We start from the raw sequence: 17,269 nt of genomic DNA on the forward strand, positions 1-17,269 counted from the left end.
CCACCAACCTACCAGCGCGCATGCGGGTGGATCACAACCCTAGGGTGGGGGGTGTGACGTACAACCCTGACTCCACCCGTTACGACAGCATGGAATACCGCCGTGCCGGCCGCAGCGGGCTCAAGCTCCCCGCCATCTCCCTCGGGCTGTGGCACAACTTCGGCGACACCCGCCCGCTCGACCGGCAGCGCGAGATCGTGCGCCGCGCCTTCGACCTCGGCGTGACCCACTTCGACCTGGCCAACAACTACGGCCCGCCGCCCGGCAGCGCGGAGAGCAACTTCGGCCGGCTCCTCGCCACCGACCTCAAGGCGTACCGCGACGAGATCATCGTCTCCACCAAGGCCGGCTACGTCATGTGGGACGGCCCGTACGGCGATTTCGGCAGCCGCAAATACCTGGTCAGCTCGCTCGACCAGTCCCTCGGGCGGCTCGGCCTCGACTACGTCGACATCTTCTACCACCACCGGCCGGACCCGGAGACCCCGCTCGAGGAGACCGCCGCCGCCCTCGACCACATCGTCCGCTCCGGCAAGGCGCTGTACGTCGGCATCTCCAACTACAAGTCGGCCCAGGCCGCCGAGATCGCCCGCCTGCTACGCGACCTCGGCACCCCGCTGCTGATCCACCAGCCGTCGTACTCGATCCTGAACCGCTGGATCGAACACGACAACCTGCTCGACACCCTCGAGGAGGCCGGCGCCGGCGCCATCGCGTTCAGCCCGCTGCAGCAGGGCCTGCTCACCGACCGTTACCTCACGGGCATCCCGGACGACTCGCGGATCCGCACCAGCCACTTCCTCAACGAGGAGGCCCTGGACGCCAAGACCATGGGCCGGCTGCACGCGCTCAACGACATCGCCCAGCGGCGCGGGCAGTCCCTCGCCCAGCTGGCCCTGTCCTGGGCGCTGCGCGACCCGCGGATGACCAGCCTGATCATCGGCGCGAGCAGCGTCGGCCAGCTGGAGAACAACATCGCCGCGCTCTCCGGGCCGAAGCTCGACAAGGCCGAGATCGACGAAATCGACGCGACGGTCCTCGACCTGTAGCCGTAAGTTAGCTGCTCATGATCGAGCACACGATCCTGTCGGTCGTGGTCGGCTCCCGCGCCTACGGTTTACACGGCCCGGACTCCGACCACGACCGGCGGGGCGTCTACGCCGCGCCGACCCGCTCCTTCTGGAGCCTCGACAAGCCGCCCACCCACATCGACGGCCCCCTCGAGGAACAGTTCTCCTGGGAGGTCGAACGGTTCTGCACCCTGGCGCTGCAGGCCAACCCGACCGTCCTCGAGGTGCTGTGGTCGCCGATCGTCGAGACGGTCACCCCGGACGGTGAGGCGCTGCTGGCCCGCCGCGGCGCGTTCCTGTCCGCCCGGGTCGCCGACACCTACGGCAACTACGCCCAGGACCAGCTCAAACGTGTCACCGCCCGGCGGGCGCGCACCGGCGAGACCAACCACAAACAGGCCATGCACATGCTCCGGCTGCTGATGGCCGGCGCCCACGTGCTGCGCACCGGCGAGGTCCTGCTCGACATGACCCCCCACCGGGACCGGCTCCTGGCGATCAAACGGGGCGAGGTGCCGTGGACCGAGGTGACGTCGTGGGCCGACCGCCTGATCGGTGAGCTGACCGTGGCAGCGGCGACGACCAGACTGCCGGCGACCCCTGATCGGGTACGCGTGAACGACCTGCTCGTGGGCATCCGCGATCGGGGCCTGCACTTCTAGGGCCTTGTCCCCCGCTACTTTCCGGTGCTGGTGTGGGCCCGCAACTGGCCGGCCAGTCGTTCGTATTCCGCGGCAGCCGACGGTGAGGTGTCGCTGAGGCCGCTGTGCACGGCCACCGAACTGCGCAGGAAGGCCCGCAACGCCGGCACCAGCAGCCACTCCGGCAGGATCCGCAGCGCACCGAACGCCCGCGGCTGCGGCGGGCCGGGCAACGCGGCCAGGCTCTGCCGGATGCCGCGGATCATGGCCCGCACCGCGACCGGATCGGCGGCCAGCGCCCGCGGGCCACCGGCGGCGTGCACCGCCTGCCCCAGCGGCACCTCGAAGGCGGCGTGCGTGGTCAGCCAGGCCGCCATCCGCGGTTCCGGCTTCGCCTTGATCCCGGCCGCCCGCAGGGTGTGGACGACCCGTTCCAGCCGCGGGGTGGACCGGCCGTCCGGCTCCCCGACCGGCATCGGCACCCGGCGGGTCAGGGCACCGGCCGGGCGGGCGCGGACCACGTCCCCGTCCATCGTCCCGCCGGTGATCCCGAACCCGAGCAGCACCCGCTCGTCGCCGATCACCGCGCCCAGCGCCTCCGGCCCGCCCGCCCAGTTCAGCGCGAACAGCACGTCCCCGGTGGTCGCGGCGAGCGTCGCCAGCACCGCGTCGACCTGGTGGGCCCGGACGAACACGATCGTCAGGTCGTAGTCCCCGCCGGCCCGCAGCTCTGCCTCGTCGGTCAGCGGGATCGGCAGGCTCCGGACCTCCGGCCGGTCGCCCTCGGCGATGCGGACACCGTGTTCCCGCAGGGCGGCCAGCCGCGCGCCCCGGGCCAGCAGTGTCACGTCCTGCCCCGCCTCGTGCAGTCGCGCGGCGAACAGGCTGCCGAGCACCCCGGCGCCGTACACGAGCACTCTCATCCCGTACCCCGTTTCAAACGAACGTATGAATCAAACGTTCGTATAGTATGCACACGTGGCCCGCTCCGACACTCGCACCCAACTCCTCGACGCCGCCGAACGCCTCTTCGCCGAGCACGGTTTCCGCGGCACCTCGATCCGCGCGATCACCGACCTGGCCGGGGCCAACCTGGCCGCCGTCGGCTACCACTTCGGCTCCAAGGCCGACCTGCTCGCCGCCGTGGCCCGCCGCGCCGTCGCCCCGATCACCGCGGCCCAGACCGCAGGCCTGGACCGCCTGCTCGCCGCCTCACCGGACCCGACGGTCGCCGACCTGGTCGAGGCCTTCGCCGGCCCCCTGTTCGACGGCATGCCGGCCGACGCGACCCGCGCCCACCGGTCCCGCCTGATCGTCGCCGTCATCACCGACCCGGCCCCGGAGATGCGCGCCTGGACGACACCCGCCGAGGACACCCTCCGGGCCCGTTACCTGGCGGCCTTCCAGCGGGCCCTGCCCGGCCTGCCCACCGAGGAGCTGGGGTTCCGCCTCCGGGGCACCCTGGCCGTCACCGCCGTCGACCGCGTCGACGCCTCCCACACCCCCACCGCGTCGTGCCGGCCCGGCACCCCGCCCGGGGCCGGCTCCCCCACCGCCCCGTCGCCGGAGGCGAACGCGTCCGCACGGCGCTGGGCGATCACCTTCCTGACCGCGGCGATGAGCGCGCCACCGACCGGCTCCTGACGCCCGGCCCGTCTCCACCGACTCGCACCCGGCTAGACACGTATTCGCGGGGTCAGGGTGCGATTCCCGTCCGCGTGGTGACTAAGGGCGCGCTGAGCGCCCCAAATCACCACACCCGCCGCGGCGTGGTGACTACGGGCGCGCTGGGCGCCCCAAATCACCACGCGGGCTGCCGGCGGCCCACGCGTTACGTGGCGGGGCCGCCCGGCGCCCTCACCGACGACCCGGCGCTGGCCCGGGGCCTCAACACCCACCGTGGCCTGCTCACCCATCAGGGCGTCGCCGAGGCCACCGGCCTGCCCGGCACCGACGTCGTCACCGCACTCGGCTCGTAGGCCCGCAACACCACCCGGCCGCGGCGCCGGCGACCCCCGGTCACGGCTCGGGGTCGCCGGCGCCGTCCGCGGCCGCAGAACCACGGCATGCGGCCGGACACCCCCCGGCGGCCCACCGGCGACGCGCGGCCGGCAGGGCACGGACTCGCGCCGTCGCGCACCCGGCCCGGATGCGCGACGGGTAGGGCCACCGGGAAGACTGGCGCCCTTCACCGCGTACGCCGAAGGGTGGTTGATCGTGACTCTCGAGGTCCCCGCATGGGCCGGCCGGATCGTCGGCGAACTCGATCATCCGGTGGTGTTCGCCACCGTCAGTGGCGCGCACCTCTACGGGTTCGCGTCGGTGGACTCGGATCTGGATCTGCGGGCGGCGCACCTGCTGCCGGCGGCGGAGGTCGTCGGGCTGCGGACCGGGCCGGAGACGCTGCAGCGGGCCGGGGTCCGGGACGGGGTGGAACTCGACGTCGTCAGCCACGACCTGCTCAAGTTCGCCCGCCTGTTGAACAGCCGCAACGGGTACGTGCTGGAGCAGCTGCTGTCCCCACTGGTGGTGGCGACCGGCCCGGTGCACGAGGAGCTGTGCGCGCTGGCCCCGGGGCTGATCACCAGTAACCACGCGCACCACTACCTCGGGTTCGCGGCCACGCAGGAGCGACTGTTCGCGAGGACCGGGGAGCTCAAGCCCGCGCTGTACCTGCTGCGGGTCCTGCTGACCGGCATCCACCTGATGCGGACCGGGACCGTGGTGGCGGATCTCGGCGTGCTCGGACCGGATCGCCTGCGGTACGTGCCGGAGCTGATCGCCGCCAAGCGGGAGGCGGAACACGGCCCGTTCCCGGCCGGGGTGGCGCAGCGGCTGGCCGCCGACGTCACCGCGTTGCGGGCGGAGCTGGAGGAGGCCCGGGACACCTCGGCACTCCCCCGGCAGCCGGACATCCGTGCGGTGGACGCGTTGCACTCGCTCGTGGTCCGTACCCGGCTCTCCCCGTGACCGGCCGCACCACCCCTGGGCCATCCTAGGATTCTAGGAGCTTGCCTGCGGAACGGGATGTCGGTTTAGGCTGATCGCATGTCCGCAACCGCAGCACCCGTCAGACACCTGGCCCGGCCGCACCGGCCGGTCGTCGTGGCGGGCACCCTGGGTGAGTTGCGCGGGCCGACCGATGGTCTGGTCGAGTTGCCGCTGCGCCTGTGGTGGCAGCCGCAACGGGCCTTCGACCTGAGCGTGCCGACGATGCTCCTGTGGATGTATGAGAACGTCCTCCGCGAGGCGATCCGCGCCGACGAGCTGCGGGCCTACCTCGACGGGGCGACGCTGGTCCGGCTCTGGCCCGAGCTCAACCTCCCTCGAGGGGTCCGCGCCGCATGGGAGGCCCGGCATCCCCGGCTGCGCCTCTCCCCTGCGTTGAGGCCGTGACCTCCGACGACCTACGTTTGAGGCCGTGACCTTCGAGGAGTTCTACCGGGACGTGGCCCGGATCGCCCTGGCCGTGGCCGACAAGCACGGGTTCGTTCTCGGGGGCGGCGTCGCCTGGCTGGTCAACGGTCTGGTCTCCCGGCCGACCGAGGACATCGACCTGTTCACCGACACCGCCGGTGGTGTGGTGGCGGCCGCCGGTGAGGTGACCAGTGCGCTGAGCGCGGCCGGTTACCGGGTGGTCCGTGAGGAGGCCGACGAGCTGTTCGCCGGGATGGACGCCGACATCCAGGAGTTCGTGGTCGCCGACACGTCCCGGGCGCTGCGCCTCACGCTGTGCCGTCTCGACCGGCACCGGGCGCCGGTGGTGATGGACGTCGGGCCGGTCATGCACCTCGACGACCTGGTCGCGACGAAGGTGGCGGCGCTGGTCAACCGGCGGGAGGTCCGCGACTACATCGACGTCGCGGCCGCGCTGGAACGGTACGGGCTCGATCAGGTCCTCGCCCTGGCGCATGCGGCCGACCCGGCGCTCGACCCGGAGGACATCGCCGACGCCGGGCGCTACCTGGACCGGCTCGACGACGCGCGGTTCGCGCTCTACGGCCTCGACACGGCGGCGATCGCCACGCTACGCGGGCGCCTGGCCGACTGGCCGCGTGGTTGACTGGTCCGATGGTTCAGGGTGACCCGCACATCCACGTGGAGGCCCACGGCGCCGGCGCGGGCGCGGCCGTCCGGAGCACGCTCGCTTCCACGTTCGGCCTGGTCGGGGACCTGCCCGCGGAGGTCACGGCCGGCTGCGGGCAGCGCGTGCCGTATGCGATGACCGCGGCCCGCCCGGAGGCGGTGACCTGCCTGGCCTGCCGGGACCACGCCCGCGCACAGCATCTGCGGCTGGCCGACCAGTTGTCCGGGATGGCGGAGATGCCGGGCATCGGGTTCAGTGAGGGCGACGCGGTGAAGGCCGCCGGGCTGCACCGGGACCTGGCCAAGCGTTTCTCCAGCTGAGGTCCGTCACCGCGGTTCCCGGTCGAGGATGATGTCGCCGGCCCGCCGCAGGACCTGGTCCCGGGTGCGGTCGCCGTGCCCGGCGGCCAGGAAGTGTTCGCCGATGAGCAGGCAGAAGGCCAGGACGCTGCGGGCCTCCACCTCGTCGGGGTCGTCGCAGAAGGTGCCGATCATCTGGCGCAGCAGGTCCATCCGCCGGTCGTCGACGCGGCGCAGACGTTCGGCGACCGCCGGGTCGCGGCGCGCCCAGTCCCGGACGGCGAGGTCGATCGGCAGGAGCCGGTCGGTGGAGAAGGTGAGCAGGCCGGCCCGGGTGATCAGGCTCTTCGGGTCGTGGCCCTCGCGGTTGACACGCTCCCAGACGTCGTCGGTGCTCTCCCGTTCCCAGGTGTCGAGCATGGCGGTCAGCAGGGCGGCGCGGTCGGCGAAGAAGCCGTAGAAGCCGCCTTTCGTGACGCCCAGTCGTTTGGCGAGGGCTTCGACGCGCACCGCGTCGGGGCCGCCTTTGGCGAGTGCCGCCAGGCCGGCTTCGATCCACCGGTCTCGTGGTGTCCGCGTCTCGAACCTGATGTGACCCACCACACTTTCGTATACGCCACCGTACATGGCCGCTACCGTCGCCTTATACGGCAGCGTATCCGAAGGAGACCGGCATGAATCCGCTCTGGATGCCCGTCATCGCCGCCCAGGCACTGTGGCTGCGGTCCACCCTCCAGCCCGCGACCGATCCCGGCGGCGGCACCAGCGGCACCGCACCCGGGCCCGCGGGCACCCCGCTGCGCCTGGCAGTGGTGGGCGACTCCACCGCGGCGGGCTGCGGCGCCGCCGGTGACGAGGAGGCGTTCGCCGCCGGATTCGCCCGGGAGCTGGCCACCCGCACCGGGCAGCCGGTCGACTGGCGGGTGGTGGGACAGTACGGCGCCACCGCCCGGCGCATCCGCCACCGGCTCGTCCCCCAGCTCGGCGACCGGCTCGACATGGTCGTCCTGCTCGCCGGGGTCAACGACGTGATGGCCGGACGCGGGCCGGACCAGTGGCACGACGACCTGACCGGGATCCTCGACGACCTGGTCACGCGTACGGCCAGGGTGGTGGTCGCCGGTCTTCCGCCGATCGACCGGATCCCGGTGGTTCCGGCCCGGCTCGCGCACTACCTCGGCGACCGGGCCGCCGCCCTGGACGCGGTCAGCCGGCAGGTGTGCGCCCGCAACCCGGAGCGGACCACCTTCGCGGGCGCCTCCACCGGCGCACCGCCGCCCGGATTCTTCGGCGCCGACCGTTTCCACCCGTCCAGCCTCGGATACCGGTGGTGGGCGCAGGAGGTGGCCGCCCTGACGATAATCGACTGATGACGATGCCGGTGCTCTGGCTGCACGGGTCGCCGGGGGCCGGGAAGTCGACGGTCGCCTGGCGGCTGTTCACCGGGCTGGGCGTCCCGGCCGGTTTCGTGGACATCGACCAGCTCGGCATGTGTTACGGCCCGCCGGGCGGGGACGCGTGGGCGCCCGAGCCGGCCGGCGACCACGGCCGCTACCGGCTGAAGGACCGCAACCTGCGCGCTGTCGTCCCGCACTACGCGGCATCGGGTGCGCGGTGCCTGGTGGTCTCCGGCATCCTCGACCCCGATCGCGGTGCGCCGGAGATCCCGGGGCTCAGCCTCGTCCGGCTCGACTGCGACCGGGACGAGTTGCATCGCCGCCTGACGAAGCGCCGTCGTCCCGCGGACAGTCTCGACGAGATCGAGCGTTACACCGTCGCCCTGGATCGCCTGGACCTGCCGGGGCAGCGGATCGACACCACCGGCCGGTCGGTCGCCGAGGTGGTCGCGGCGATCACGGTCCCCAGCATTCCAATCATTTCCGACATTTACGAAATGTCGGTTAAGGCTTTGCCGGGCGAGATCATCTGGCTCTGCGGCCCACCCTCAGTGGGTAAGTCGACAGTCGGCTGGTCCACGTATCGGCTCTCGAACCAGCGGGGCGTCCACACCGCCTTCGCCGACCTCGACCAACTGGGATTCCGCACCCCGAGAGCCCTCCCCCACCACCGCCTGAGAGCCGCCAACCTGGCCACCCTCTGGCACAACTTCCACACCGCCGGCGCCCGCCGCCTGATCGTGGCAGGACCGTCCGGCGACCTGGCGGCCTACCGCACCGCCCTCCCCCAGGCGTCCTTCCGGATCGTCCGCCTGGAAGCCGCTCCGGAGGTGCTGGCCGCCCGCGCCCCCGGCGAGGGCCCACCGTTGACCGGCAACAGCTGGACCCCGGCCCCCGGGAATCAGCCCGCCGACGAGGCGCTCACCACCGACGACCGCACCCCGGAGGACCTGGCCGCCGCGATCCTCAGCCCGGCCGCCCGCGCCGGAACCTGCGGTGCTTGCGCCGCGACATCCCGATCAGCAGGAACGGCACCACCAGCATCGACCCGGCCACCCCCGCCACCACCGGCATGCTGACCCCGAACGGCGCCTCCTCGGCGGGCGGAGACGTCGCCGCCACCGCCGGAGGTGTCGTCTTCGACGGCGAGGGTGACGGCGGTGCCGGTGTCGGGCCGTCCTTGCCGATCACGCCGAGGATCCACGGCACGATCGTGTCGATGCGCCCGCTGGCGTCCGGGCCGGTGTGCGGGCACGTCGGCCCGTTGCTCACCACCGCGTAGACCACCGCGCTGGTCTTGTCCGGCACGAAGTACGGCCCGCCCGAGTCGTGCGGGCAGGCGCTGGTGCTCCTCTTCGGGGCGGTGCCGGCCATGCCCAGCTCGTATTTGCTGACCGAGGTGACCTCGAACCTGCCGACCTGCAGCTGTTCGGTGACCTCGGCGTCGTCGCCGTGCAGCAGACCGAAACCGGTCAGCCGCACGCTCAGCCCGACCTTGGGCTTCTTGCGGTTGAGGCGCATCGGCGCGATCCCGGTGATCTCCCGGTCGAGTTTCGCCAGGGCGACGTCGGCGACCTGGGACTGGCGCACCTCGACGACCTCGGCCTCCTGGCCGGCATCACCGGTCAGGTCGGCGCGGCCGACCGTCGCGGTGGTCTTCTTCGCCACCAGCTTGGAGACGTGCACGCCCTTGGCGTTCTTGAAGCAGTGGCCGGCGGTGAGGATCCAGCGGGGCGCGATCAGCCCGCCGGAGCAGGACGAGTCGCGCCGGCCGCCGTCGCCGTCCGGAATGCCGATCATGGTGAGTTTGGTGGCGAACGGGAACTCCCCGTCCTCGACGTCGGTGCCGTTGGCGATGCCGAACGCCGGCCCACCGACCAACGTCGCCAGAACCGACATCACCACCATCGAGCACATCCATCGCACCCGGGAGATCCTGCCACCGCCGCGCAACCCCGTCCGTCCGCCGCATCGAGAGAAGTTCACACCCGACCAGACGGTTGCCGCGCTCCGGAGGTTGCCTCAGACGCCCGCCATCGGGTTCTTGCGGGCGGCGGCGAGCGGGCTCCCCTGGCGGCGGCGGTGACTCTCGTGCAGCGTACGCAGAATGGGATAGGCCGCCAGAATGCACCGGTTGGTGATGCGCGCGCGTCGCAGAGAGGCGGCCGACGAGTGGTCGGCGTATCCGCGTTCGGTCATCTTCAGATAATGGCGGAAACTGGCGTAGTCGGCGCGGATCCGGCGGGCCGAGGTGGCCGCCACCATACGCGGGTCGTAACAGACGGAGAATCCGCCGTGATGCAGATGAATGCCGAGATCGACGTCCTCGTGGGTCTGCTCGCCGGAGCAGAGCAGCCCGGCGACCGCGTGCCAGGCCGGCCGGCGGATCGCCATGTTCGCACCGAACACCCAGTCCAGCCGCCGGGAGCGGCGCAGCGCCCAGATGCCGCGGATCAGCGCGTCCATCCGGGCGACCAGGCCGGGCATGATGACGTCGTAGTAGCGGACCGGGCCGGTGGCTGCGGCGATCGCCGGGTCGGCGAAGGTCGCCTCGACCTGCTGCAGGTAGGTGCCGGGCAGGCGGCTGTCGGCGTCGATCCGGATGATGATGTCGCCGGTGGCGGCGCCGAAGCCCCGGTTGCGGGCGTGCTGGACGCCCTGCCGGGCCTCGTGCAGCACGGTGACCGCGGCGCCGTACCCGGCCAGCACGGACAGGGTCGCGTCGGTCGAGTTGTTGTCCACCACGATGATCTCGTCGGGAATCCGGGACTGGGCGAGAATCGCGTCCAGGCACGGCCCGATCGCCGTTTCCTCGTTGTAAGCGGGTATGACGACGGTCATTGTCTGGGACATCATGTCGACCTCGCCGGAGAGGGGCATTCAGGCGGACCCGCCGAATGACGTCGATGATTTCCCGGCCACCCGGGAGCGTCAAGGGTCACCTTGCTACGCGCACATGAACTTCGCGCCACGTCTCACGTCCGGCCGGTGTCGGCCGAAGCAATACCTGTGAGTGTCGGTTTCCTCGCTCCCGTGAACGGCGGCCCGCCGGCACTGCTGGCGGAGGCGTTCGCGAGGAGCCCCGTGGCGAAGGTCGTCATCAGCCTCGCCCCGGGTGAGATCGGCTGCCTGGTGGAGGTCAACGAGGCGTTCTGCGCGCTGACCGGACGGGACCGCACGGCACTGATCGGGTACGCGTACCCGCTGCTGCTCCCCGAGGAAGACCGCACCGCCGCCACGCTCGGATTCGAGACGATGGCCCGCGGCGAACCGCCACCACCGGCCGCCGAACGTCTGATGGTGCGCCCGGACGGCACCCGCACCTGGGTGTCCGGCGGCACGGTGATCGCCCACGACGGCGTCGGGCGCCCGTACGCGATCACCGAACTCACCGACGTGACCGCCGCCCGGCGCTCGCAGCAGTTGTTCGAGGCGCTTCTCGACGCCAGCCCCGACATGCTGATCCTCACCACCCTCGACGGCACGGTGGTCCACGCGAACTCGACCTGCGAACGGATCCTCGGCTGGACCGCCGACGACCTGGCCGGGGTGCAGCTGTCCACGCTGCGGCACCCGGACGACACCCCGGCCGGTGACGGGGCCCCGGTCACCAGCGCGCGGTTCCGGTACCGGTGCAAGGACGGCGACTACCGGTGGATCCAGTGGGCCGGTTCGGTCGTGCCGGACCAGGAGCTGATCGCGGCGACCGGGCGGGACGTGACCGACGCGGTCAACGCGGAGCTGGCGTCCGCCCGGGAGACGGACCGGTTGCGTACCACGATCCGGGTCCACCGGGAGATCAACGCGGTGGCCGCGGACCGGGCCGCCGCGATGCGCGTGGTGGCCCGCCGGATGGTCGGCCTGTTCGGCTCCGCGGACGGCGCCGCGGTCCTGATCGTCGACGGCAGCCAACTGGTCCTGGCCGCGGCCGCCGGTGAACTCGGCGCACTGACGGGCACCAAGTTCCCGATCGCCGGGTCGCTCGCCGGGCTGGCGCTCACCGAGGACACCATCAAGCACTGCCGGGACAGCGCCGTCGACAGCCGGGTGCACCGCGATGCCAGCGTGATGCTCGGCGTCCGGTCGGTGATCGTCTCTCCGTTGCACGGCGAGCAGGGCGGCAACGGGGTGCTGCTGGTGTCGGCGCAACAGCCGAACGCCTTCGAGGAGGGCGACGAGCACCAGTTCTCGCTGCTCGCCGACAGTCTGAGCGCGGCGCTACGGCACGCCGACGACACCGCGCAGGCGGCCGCGCTGCTCGCCGAGCGGACCCGTGCCCTGGCCGCGCTGGAGATCAGCGAGAACCGGTTCCGGCTCACCTTCGAGAACTCGCCGCTGGGCCTGACCCTGGCCAGTCTGGCGCCCGGCAGCCTCGGCCACTACCTGCAGGCCAACCCGGCGATGTCCGCGATCACCGGGTACAGCGCGGACGAGCTGTGCCGGATGTCGTTCGCGGACCTGCAGCACAGCGACGACGTACCGCGTACCCGGGCGATGATCGAACGCCTGGCCGCCGGTGACCTGGACACGGTCCGGATCGAACGCCGCTACGTGCACAAACGCGGCCACGTGATCTGGGTGTCGATCCGCGTCGCCGTGGTCCGGGAGAAGGGCCGCGCCCGGTTCGTGGTCAACCAGGTCGAGGACGTCACCGCCCGCCGCGCCGCCGACGCGGAACTGCGCCGCCAGGCCCGGCTGCTGGAACTCATCCCGGCCGCGGTGATCGTCCGCGACATGGACGGCACGATCCGCTGGTGGAACCAGGGCGCCACCGACCTCTACGGCTGGCCGATCTCCAGCGCCCACGGGCGGAGCATCCACGACCTGCTGCACACCGTCTTCCCCGCCGACTCGACCATCGGTGACCTGCGCGAACACCTCATGCGGGAGGGCCGGTGGGAGGGTGAACTCGACCACGTCACCGCCGACGGCCACACCCTGACCGTGCTCAGCCGCCAGGTGCTGCACCATCCGCCGGGCGCCGAGCCCCAGATCCTGGAGATCAACACGGACGTCAGCCCGCTGCGCGCCGCGGAAAGGGCCCTGGCCGGCCGCAACACCGAACTCGAAGCCGCGAACACCCTGAAACTCGACATCATAGGCATGCTGGGCCACGAGATCGGCAACCCGCTCACCGCTATCCGCGGCCACGCCGAGATCCTCGCCGACGACTGGGAGGACCTGGACGAGGCGTACCGGGAGAAGGCCGTCGCGGCGATCATCCGCCAGACCGGCCGCCTCGACGACATCGTCCGCGAGGTGCTGGCCATGGTCACCATCGAGACCGGCTCGATCACCGCGGACCGGCGCCGGCTGCGCGCCCGCGACGAGATCTCCCAGGCGCTGGCCGCCGTCGACAGCGAGTCCCTGCCCGTCGACAGCCGCGACGACGACGTGACGGTGCTGGCCAACCCCGGCCACCTGCAGCAGATCCTGGTGAACCTGCTGTCGAACGCGAAGAAGTACGGGGGCGGCGCCACCGCGGTGCACATCGACGCCGACGGCGGCCGCGTGCACATCACCGTCGAGGACAACGGGCGTGGCGTACCGGAAGAATTCCGGCACCGCCTCTTCCACCGCATGGCGCGGGCGGACCGCGACGCCCGCCGCGTCCAGGGCACCGGCCTGGGTCTCTACATCGTCCGCGGCCTGGCCCGCGCCAACCAGGGCGAGGTCCGCCACGAGCCCAACCCCCGAGGTGGCTCACTCTTCGTGCTGAGCCTCGAGCAGGGATAGACCACCGTGGCGTACGAGTAAGAAGCGCTCGCCCGGCTCGCCGGGAGTCCGGCGGGGCGCGGCGCGCCGGTGAACGCGCGCCGCGCCCCGGTCCGGTGGCGTCAGCGGCGCTCGAGGACGACGACGGGGATCTCCCGGTCGGTCTTCGTCTGGTACTCGTCGTAGTCCGGCCACACCTCGGTCATCGCCGCCCACATGGCCGGCTTCTCCGCGGCGGTGGCGACCCGGGCCGTGGCCGGGAACCGCTCGGCCTTGATCTGCACCTCGACCTCCGGGTTGTCCCGAAGGTTGACGAACCAGGCGGGCGGCTGCGGGGCGCCGCCCTTCGACGCGACCACCAGGTAGGCACCGTTGAACTCCCGGAAGATCAGCGCATGCGACCGTTCCTCCCCCGACTGCCGCCCGGTGGTGAACAGGATGAGGATCTCCGTCCCGTTCCGCCAGTGGTACCCGTCTTCCCCACCGGTCTCCAGATAGCGTTGTACGTGCGCGGGCCCGTGCAGATCGATCGCAGAAGTCATGCCTCGAACCTACCCATCTCCGCTGTAATACCACTCCTCTTCCCCACCTATGGCGTCCTGACTGTCAGTCGCTGCGCAGCGCGGTAGCGGCTATCAGGAGTTCCGCGGCGCTGCGGTCGCCGGTGACCACGATGCCGGGCAGCCGCGGCAGGGGGATGCCACCGATGATGCAGGCCTTCCAGTCCCGGGTGGACGCGGCGACGGCCGCATCGGCACGGCCGGGTTCGGCGATCCGCTCGATCACGGTGGCATCGGCGGTCATCACCGCCCGGTAGTGCACGGGTTCGAGATTCGCCTGGCGGGAGTCGGTCAGCGCCAGCGACACCGTCCGCGGGCCGGGGATGTCAGCGGGCGGGCGGGCGTGGGTGCGCATCGCCAGGACCAGCGTGTCCGGGCTCATGTCGGCCTCGAGGGGCATGGACGGTGATTGCACCGCCCACGCCGACAGGGTCGAGTTGACCACCTCGAGCCGATGGCCCCAGGCGGTGAGCTCGTAGACCTCCACCCGCCCCGGCCCGGGCAGGCGACGCCGCTGTGCGACCCCGTGGGCGGTCAGCTCCTGGAGCCGCCGGGTGAGGACACCCGGCCCGATGCCGAGGACGTCACGCTGCAGGTCGACGAAGCGTTTGGGTCCGAGCAACAGCTCCCGCACCACGATCATCGTCCACCGATCACCGATGAGGTCCAGTGCGTGAGCGGCGGCGCAGCCGTCGTTGTAGGAGCTGTAACTCCGCCGGGAAACCATCGACACAGCCTACTACTCTTGCAATAGTGTCCACTACTACTCTCATAGTGCTCAATCGGCCCGTGTTCAATCGGCCCGTGCTCAATCGGCGAAAGGTGCCCGTCATGACCAACACCACCGACGCGGGGCTGTGGAACCTCGTCCACAGCGCACGCCGCTCCCTGGCCGCCGACCTGTCCGGCCTGGACCCGGCACGCTGGCACCAGCCGACCCTGTGCCCCGGCTGGGATGTGGAACACGTCGTCGCCCACCTGACCGCCGCCGCCACGACCGGCCGGTGGCAATGGATCCGCAGCATCCTGCTCGCCGGCTTCCGCCCCGCCGTCCACAACGACCGCCGCCTGCGCGACCACCTGGGCTCGACCCCGGCGGAGACACTCGCCCGGTTCCAGGCCGTCATCGACGCGACGGTCGCCCCGACCCCGGACACGGCCGCCTACCTGGGCGAGGTGCTGGTCCACAGCCAGGACATCCGTCTCCCACTGGCCATCACCACGGAACCGGACATCGAGGCACTCACAGCAGTCGCCGACTTCTACGCACGGCGCAACTTCACCGTACCCAGCAAGACACTCGTGTCAGGACTGCGGGTGACCGCCACCGACGGTCCGTTCCAGTCGGGCGAAGGACCAGCCCTCTCCGGTACGACCCTGGCACTGGTGATGACGATGGCCGGCCGCCGCGCCTACCTCGACCAACTCGACGGTCCAGGCCGTGCCGTCATCGCCGACCGCCTGGCCTGACGGCGCCCGGGAACGCCTCTCCGCCTACACGTCCAGATCGATCAACCGCCGGAACACCGGGACGACGGGCGTCAGAAAGTACGTGGCGGCAAAAGCACGGGCCGGCTCGACCGAGGTGACCAGCCGGCCCAGCTCCGCGATCTCGAACCGCAGGCCGGGCACCGGCTCACCATCGACGGTCACGGTGACCGCCGCACCGCCGGAGGACACGAGATCGAGCAGAGACTCGGTCGCGGCCCGCAACGACATACCGTGCCGGTCGGCGAACCTCACACCGAACGGCAGCACCGCGGTACGACTCGGCCCCGAATACGGCCCGGACAGCGGTTCGGGCGCAAACGACCACACGGCCACTCCCGGCAGCGATCCGGCCGGGCCGTCCTCATCGTGTGGGGCGCCGCCACGAACCCGGGACACTCCGTCCACCACACCGGAGCTCTCCCGCCAGCCGCCCCACGCCGCACGACCGAGATCATCCGCCACCGCGTCGAACACCGGAAAATGAATGTCACGACTCGGGTGCAGGACCGGCTCCGTCACGTCCACGATCCTAGACACCCGCCGGAACGTCCGGGCGCTTCCGACGCCGGCGGGCTGCTCCCCGGATTCACCGGCGACGGCCGGCATCGAGCCACCGGCGGACAGTCGCGAAATCCTCGTCCGTCAAGCCGACATCCGGATCGACCCGGTGCAGCAGCGCCCGGCCGGGATGCCGGTCCCGAACCCAGCGCCGATCCGCATCGGTCATCTCGTCGTCGATCCAGACGAACGGCCGGCCCGCAGCCCATCGCGCCACCACCGGCGTCTTCCAGTGTGTGGCAAGCGGTGGCTCGTCGATGTCCAGGCGCTCCCTGACAGACAGGGGCTCGTCGTCCGGGCCATCCGACGACCGGCAGCTCAGGCAGGCCCAGCAGCGGCGAGACGACCTCGTTGGCCTCGTCCATCCAGGTCGTCGCCCACACCAGCCGGCACCCCAGCGACTGAAGACGCCGCCCGTCCTCCGGGTCGAGCCGGTCCAGCAGCGGATTGCCGAACCGGGCCACCAGGTCGGCGTGCCTCCCCGCCGGCCGGGCAACCGTACGAGCCTTGAACGGTATGAGCGGCCCGTCCACATCCAGAAAGAGCAGAGGTTCGTCACCGGAGTCAGTGATCACGATCGGCCGCCAGCGCCTCGACGCCGACCGCGACATCGACGTTGACCACCGTCCTGATCCCGACAGCGTCCGGCTCCACGACCAGGCGGTCAACCATCGCTTGATCGCTCCACTCGCCACTGAGGTCGGTCTGCGAGCCCTCGTCGAAGACCTGGATCTGGTGGTAGTCCGCAAACAAGGTCGACTCAGCCACGCCGCCATGATCCACGGCGCCCCTGCAACCGATGCACGGACCTCCGCAAGCTCAGCCGCACTTGACTTCTGCAGAGTGCCTCGACCCTCGACTCGGTCCCCCGCGCCGGGCCCTTCCCACGCCGACGATCGGCCGTCGAGTCGCTGAACGGACCGGCTGTCAGGTGTAGCCCGCCATGCGGATGTGAGCACCGGCCGCGCGCACCACCGTCAGTGGTCTCGCCATGTCGGAATAGTGCCATGGAGGACATCCGGTCGGCCCCCAGCCGTCACCCGCAGTCGTGTCGCTCGACGGACAGAGCCGTGGACGACGGCTGAACGAACTCAGCCGTCGCCCACGGTCGTTTGTCCTCGCTGAATGAGCCGTGGACGACGGCCCGACATGGCTCAGCCGTCACCTACGGTCGTCTTTCCCCGCCGAACGAGCCGCGGACGACGGCCCGACACGGCTCAGCCGTCACCCACGGTCGTCTTTCCCCGCCGAACGAGCCGCGGACGACGGCCCGACACGGCTCAGCCGTCACCCACGGTCGTCTTTCCCCGCCGAACGAGCCGCGGACGACGGCCCGACACGGCTCAGCCGTCACCCACGGTTTGTTCGGCTTTGAGACGAACCGTACGCGACAGGGCGGCCTATGGAGACACAGAACAGGGCTGCCGGGCCCGGTTGGTGACAGCGGCCGC

Annotated in this window: 20 protein-coding genes and 1 pseudogene; 12 read left to right on the forward strand and 9 right to left on the reverse strand. The window is 71.4% G+C overall.

Annotated elements, in window-relative coordinates; all coding sequences use genetic code 11:
• Nucleotides 1-20 precede the first annotated feature (20 nt).
• Nucleotides 21-1,049, forward strand: coding sequence for an L-glyceraldehyde 3-phosphate reductase (gene mgrA / locus QSK32_RS17145; protein WP_045747541.1), 1,029 nt, complete (start codon nt 21-23; stop codon nt 1,047-1,049).
• A gap of 17 nt (nt 1,050-1,066) precedes the next feature.
• Nucleotides 1,067-1,732, forward strand: coding sequence for a nucleotidyltransferase domain-containing protein (locus tag QSK32_RS17150; protein WP_285472497.1), 666 nt, complete (start codon nt 1,067-1,069; stop codon nt 1,730-1,732).
• 14 nt (nt 1,733-1,746) lie between these two features.
• Here the strand turns inward: QSK32_RS17150 and QSK32_RS17155 are convergent, their stop codons facing one another.
• Nucleotides 1,747-2,634, reverse strand: coding sequence for a ketopantoate reductase family protein (locus tag QSK32_RS17155; RefSeq protein ID WP_285472498.1), 888 nt, complete (start codon nt 2,632-2,634; stop codon nt 1,747-1,749).
• Between the two features lie 55 nt (nt 2,635-2,689).
• On the opposite strand from QSK32_RS17155, the gene QSK32_RS17160 reads away from it, so the two are divergent.
• The 6 genes from QSK32_RS17160 (at nt 2,690) to QSK32_RS17185 (ending at nt 6,118) form a co-directional block, all read left to right on the forward strand.
• A complete protein-coding gene (locus tag QSK32_RS17160; RefSeq protein ID WP_285472499.1) occupies nt 2,690-3,355 on the forward strand; it encodes a TetR/AcrR family transcriptional regulator in 666 nt (221 codons plus the stop codon).
• A 74-nt stretch (nt 3,356-3,429) separates the two neighbouring features.
• A complete protein-coding gene (locus QSK32_RS17165; RefSeq protein ID WP_285472500.1) occupies nt 3,430-3,690 on the forward strand; it encodes a hypothetical protein in 261 nt (86 codons plus the stop codon).
• A gap of 238 nt (nt 3,691-3,928) precedes the next feature.
• Nucleotides 3,929-4,681, forward strand: coding sequence for a nucleotidyltransferase domain-containing protein (locus QSK32_RS17170; protein ID WP_285472501.1), 753 nt, complete (start codon nt 3,929-3,931; stop codon nt 4,679-4,681).
• A gap of 78 nt (nt 4,682-4,759) precedes the next feature.
• Nucleotides 4,760-5,107, forward strand: coding sequence for a hypothetical protein (locus QSK32_RS17175; protein ID WP_045747536.1), 348 nt, complete (start codon nt 4,760-4,762; stop codon nt 5,105-5,107).
• A 25-nt stretch (nt 5,108-5,132) separates the two neighbouring features.
• Complete coding sequence (locus tag QSK32_RS17180; RefSeq protein ID WP_045747535.1) at nt 5,133-5,774, forward strand: nucleotidyl transferase AbiEii/AbiGii toxin family protein; 642 nt, start codon at nt 5,133-5,135, stop codon at nt 5,772-5,774.
• Between the two features lie 8 nt (nt 5,775-5,782).
• Nucleotides 5,783-6,118: a hypothetical protein gene (locus QSK32_RS17185; protein WP_045747534.1), complete on the forward strand. Its 336-nt coding sequence runs from the start codon at nt 5,783-5,785 to the stop codon at nt 6,116-6,118.
• 6 nt (nt 6,119-6,124) lie between these two features.
• On the opposite strand, the gene QSK32_RS17190 is transcribed toward QSK32_RS17185, so the two are convergent.
• Nucleotides 6,125-6,697 carry a TetR/AcrR family transcriptional regulator gene (locus QSK32_RS17190; protein ID WP_285472502.1) on the reverse strand — a complete coding sequence of 191 codons (573 nt, stop codon included), beginning with the start codon at nt 6,695-6,697 and terminating at the stop codon, nt 6,125-6,127.
• Between the two features lie 74 nt (nt 6,698-6,771).
• On the opposite strand from QSK32_RS17190, the gene QSK32_RS17195 reads away from it, so the two are divergent.
• A complete protein-coding gene (locus QSK32_RS17195) occupies nt 6,772-7,467 on the forward strand; it encodes an SGNH/GDSL hydrolase family protein (protein ID WP_285472503.1) in 696 nt (231 codons plus the stop codon).
• On the forward strand, nt 7,467-8,573 hold the full coding sequence (locus QSK32_RS17200; protein WP_285472504.1) for a hypothetical protein: 1,107 nt from the start codon (nt 7,467-7,469) through the stop codon (nt 8,571-8,573). The genes QSK32_RS17195 and QSK32_RS17200 overlap by 1 nt, the downstream gene beginning before the upstream one ends.
• On the opposite strand, the gene QSK32_RS17205 is transcribed toward QSK32_RS17200, so the two are convergent.
• Together QSK32_RS17205 and QSK32_RS17210 are read right to left on the reverse strand one after the other, a co-directional pair.
• Entirely contained in the window at nt 8,461-9,402 is a 942-nt protein-coding gene (locus tag QSK32_RS17205) for a S1 family peptidase (RefSeq protein ID WP_285472505.1), read from the reverse strand. The genes QSK32_RS17200 and QSK32_RS17205 overlap by 113 nt on opposite strands.
• 114 nt (nt 9,403-9,516) lie before the next feature.
• Nucleotides 9,517-10,350, reverse strand: coding sequence for a glycosyltransferase family 2 protein (locus tag QSK32_RS17210; protein ID WP_285472506.1), 834 nt, complete (start codon nt 10,348-10,350; stop codon nt 9,517-9,519).
• A gap of 177 nt (nt 10,351-10,527) precedes the next feature.
• Here QSK32_RS17210 and QSK32_RS17215 point away from each other — a divergent pair, with 177 nt between their 5' ends.
• Nucleotides 10,528-13,230, forward strand: a complete 2,703-nt coding sequence (locus QSK32_RS17215; RefSeq protein WP_285472576.1) for a PAS domain S-box protein — start codon at nt 10,528-10,530, stop codon at nt 13,228-13,230.
• A 101-nt stretch (nt 13,231-13,331) separates the two neighbouring features.
• Here the strand turns inward: QSK32_RS17215 and QSK32_RS17220 are convergent, their stop codons facing one another.
• Entirely contained in the window at nt 13,332-13,751 is a 420-nt protein-coding gene (locus QSK32_RS17220) for a nitroreductase family deazaflavin-dependent oxidoreductase (protein ID WP_045747529.1), read from the reverse strand.
• Nucleotides 13,752-13,815: 64 nt separating this feature from the next.
• Nucleotides 13,816-14,496, reverse strand: a complete 681-nt coding sequence (locus QSK32_RS17225) for a winged helix-turn-helix transcriptional regulator (RefSeq protein WP_285472507.1) — start codon at nt 14,494-14,496, stop codon at nt 13,816-13,818.
• Between the two features lie 104 nt (nt 14,497-14,600).
• Between QSK32_RS17225 and QSK32_RS17230 the strand changes: the two genes are divergently transcribed.
• Complete coding sequence (locus QSK32_RS17230) at nt 14,601-15,239, forward strand: maleylpyruvate isomerase family mycothiol-dependent enzyme (protein ID WP_045747552.1); 639 nt, start codon at nt 14,601-14,603, stop codon at nt 15,237-15,239.
• Between the two features lie 24 nt (nt 15,240-15,263).
• On the opposite strand, the gene QSK32_RS17235 is transcribed toward QSK32_RS17230, so the two are convergent.
• From QSK32_RS17235 to QSK32_RS17245, 3 genes and pseudogenes are all read right to left on the reverse strand, one after another.
• Complete coding sequence (locus QSK32_RS17235) at nt 15,264-15,779, reverse strand: hypothetical protein (protein ID WP_157411536.1); 516 nt, start codon at nt 15,777-15,779, stop codon at nt 15,264-15,266.
• A 67-nt stretch (nt 15,780-15,846) separates the two neighbouring features.
• Nucleotides 15,847-16,429, reverse strand: a pseudogene (locus tag QSK32_RS45510) (HAD domain-containing protein).
• Nucleotides 16,383-16,586, reverse strand: a complete 204-nt coding sequence (locus QSK32_RS17245; RefSeq protein ID WP_045747551.1) for a hypothetical protein — start codon at nt 16,584-16,586, stop codon at nt 16,383-16,385. Before QSK32_RS17245 ends, QSK32_RS45510 begins: the two are co-directional and overlap by 47 nt.
• Between the last annotated feature and the right edge of the window lie 683 nt (nt 16,587-17,269).

The organism is Actinoplanes sp. NBRC 101535 (assembly GCF_030269225.1).
Classification (GTDB): domain Bacteria; phylum Actinomycetota; class Actinomycetes; order Mycobacteriales; family Micromonosporaceae; genus Actinoplanes; species Actinoplanes rectilineatus.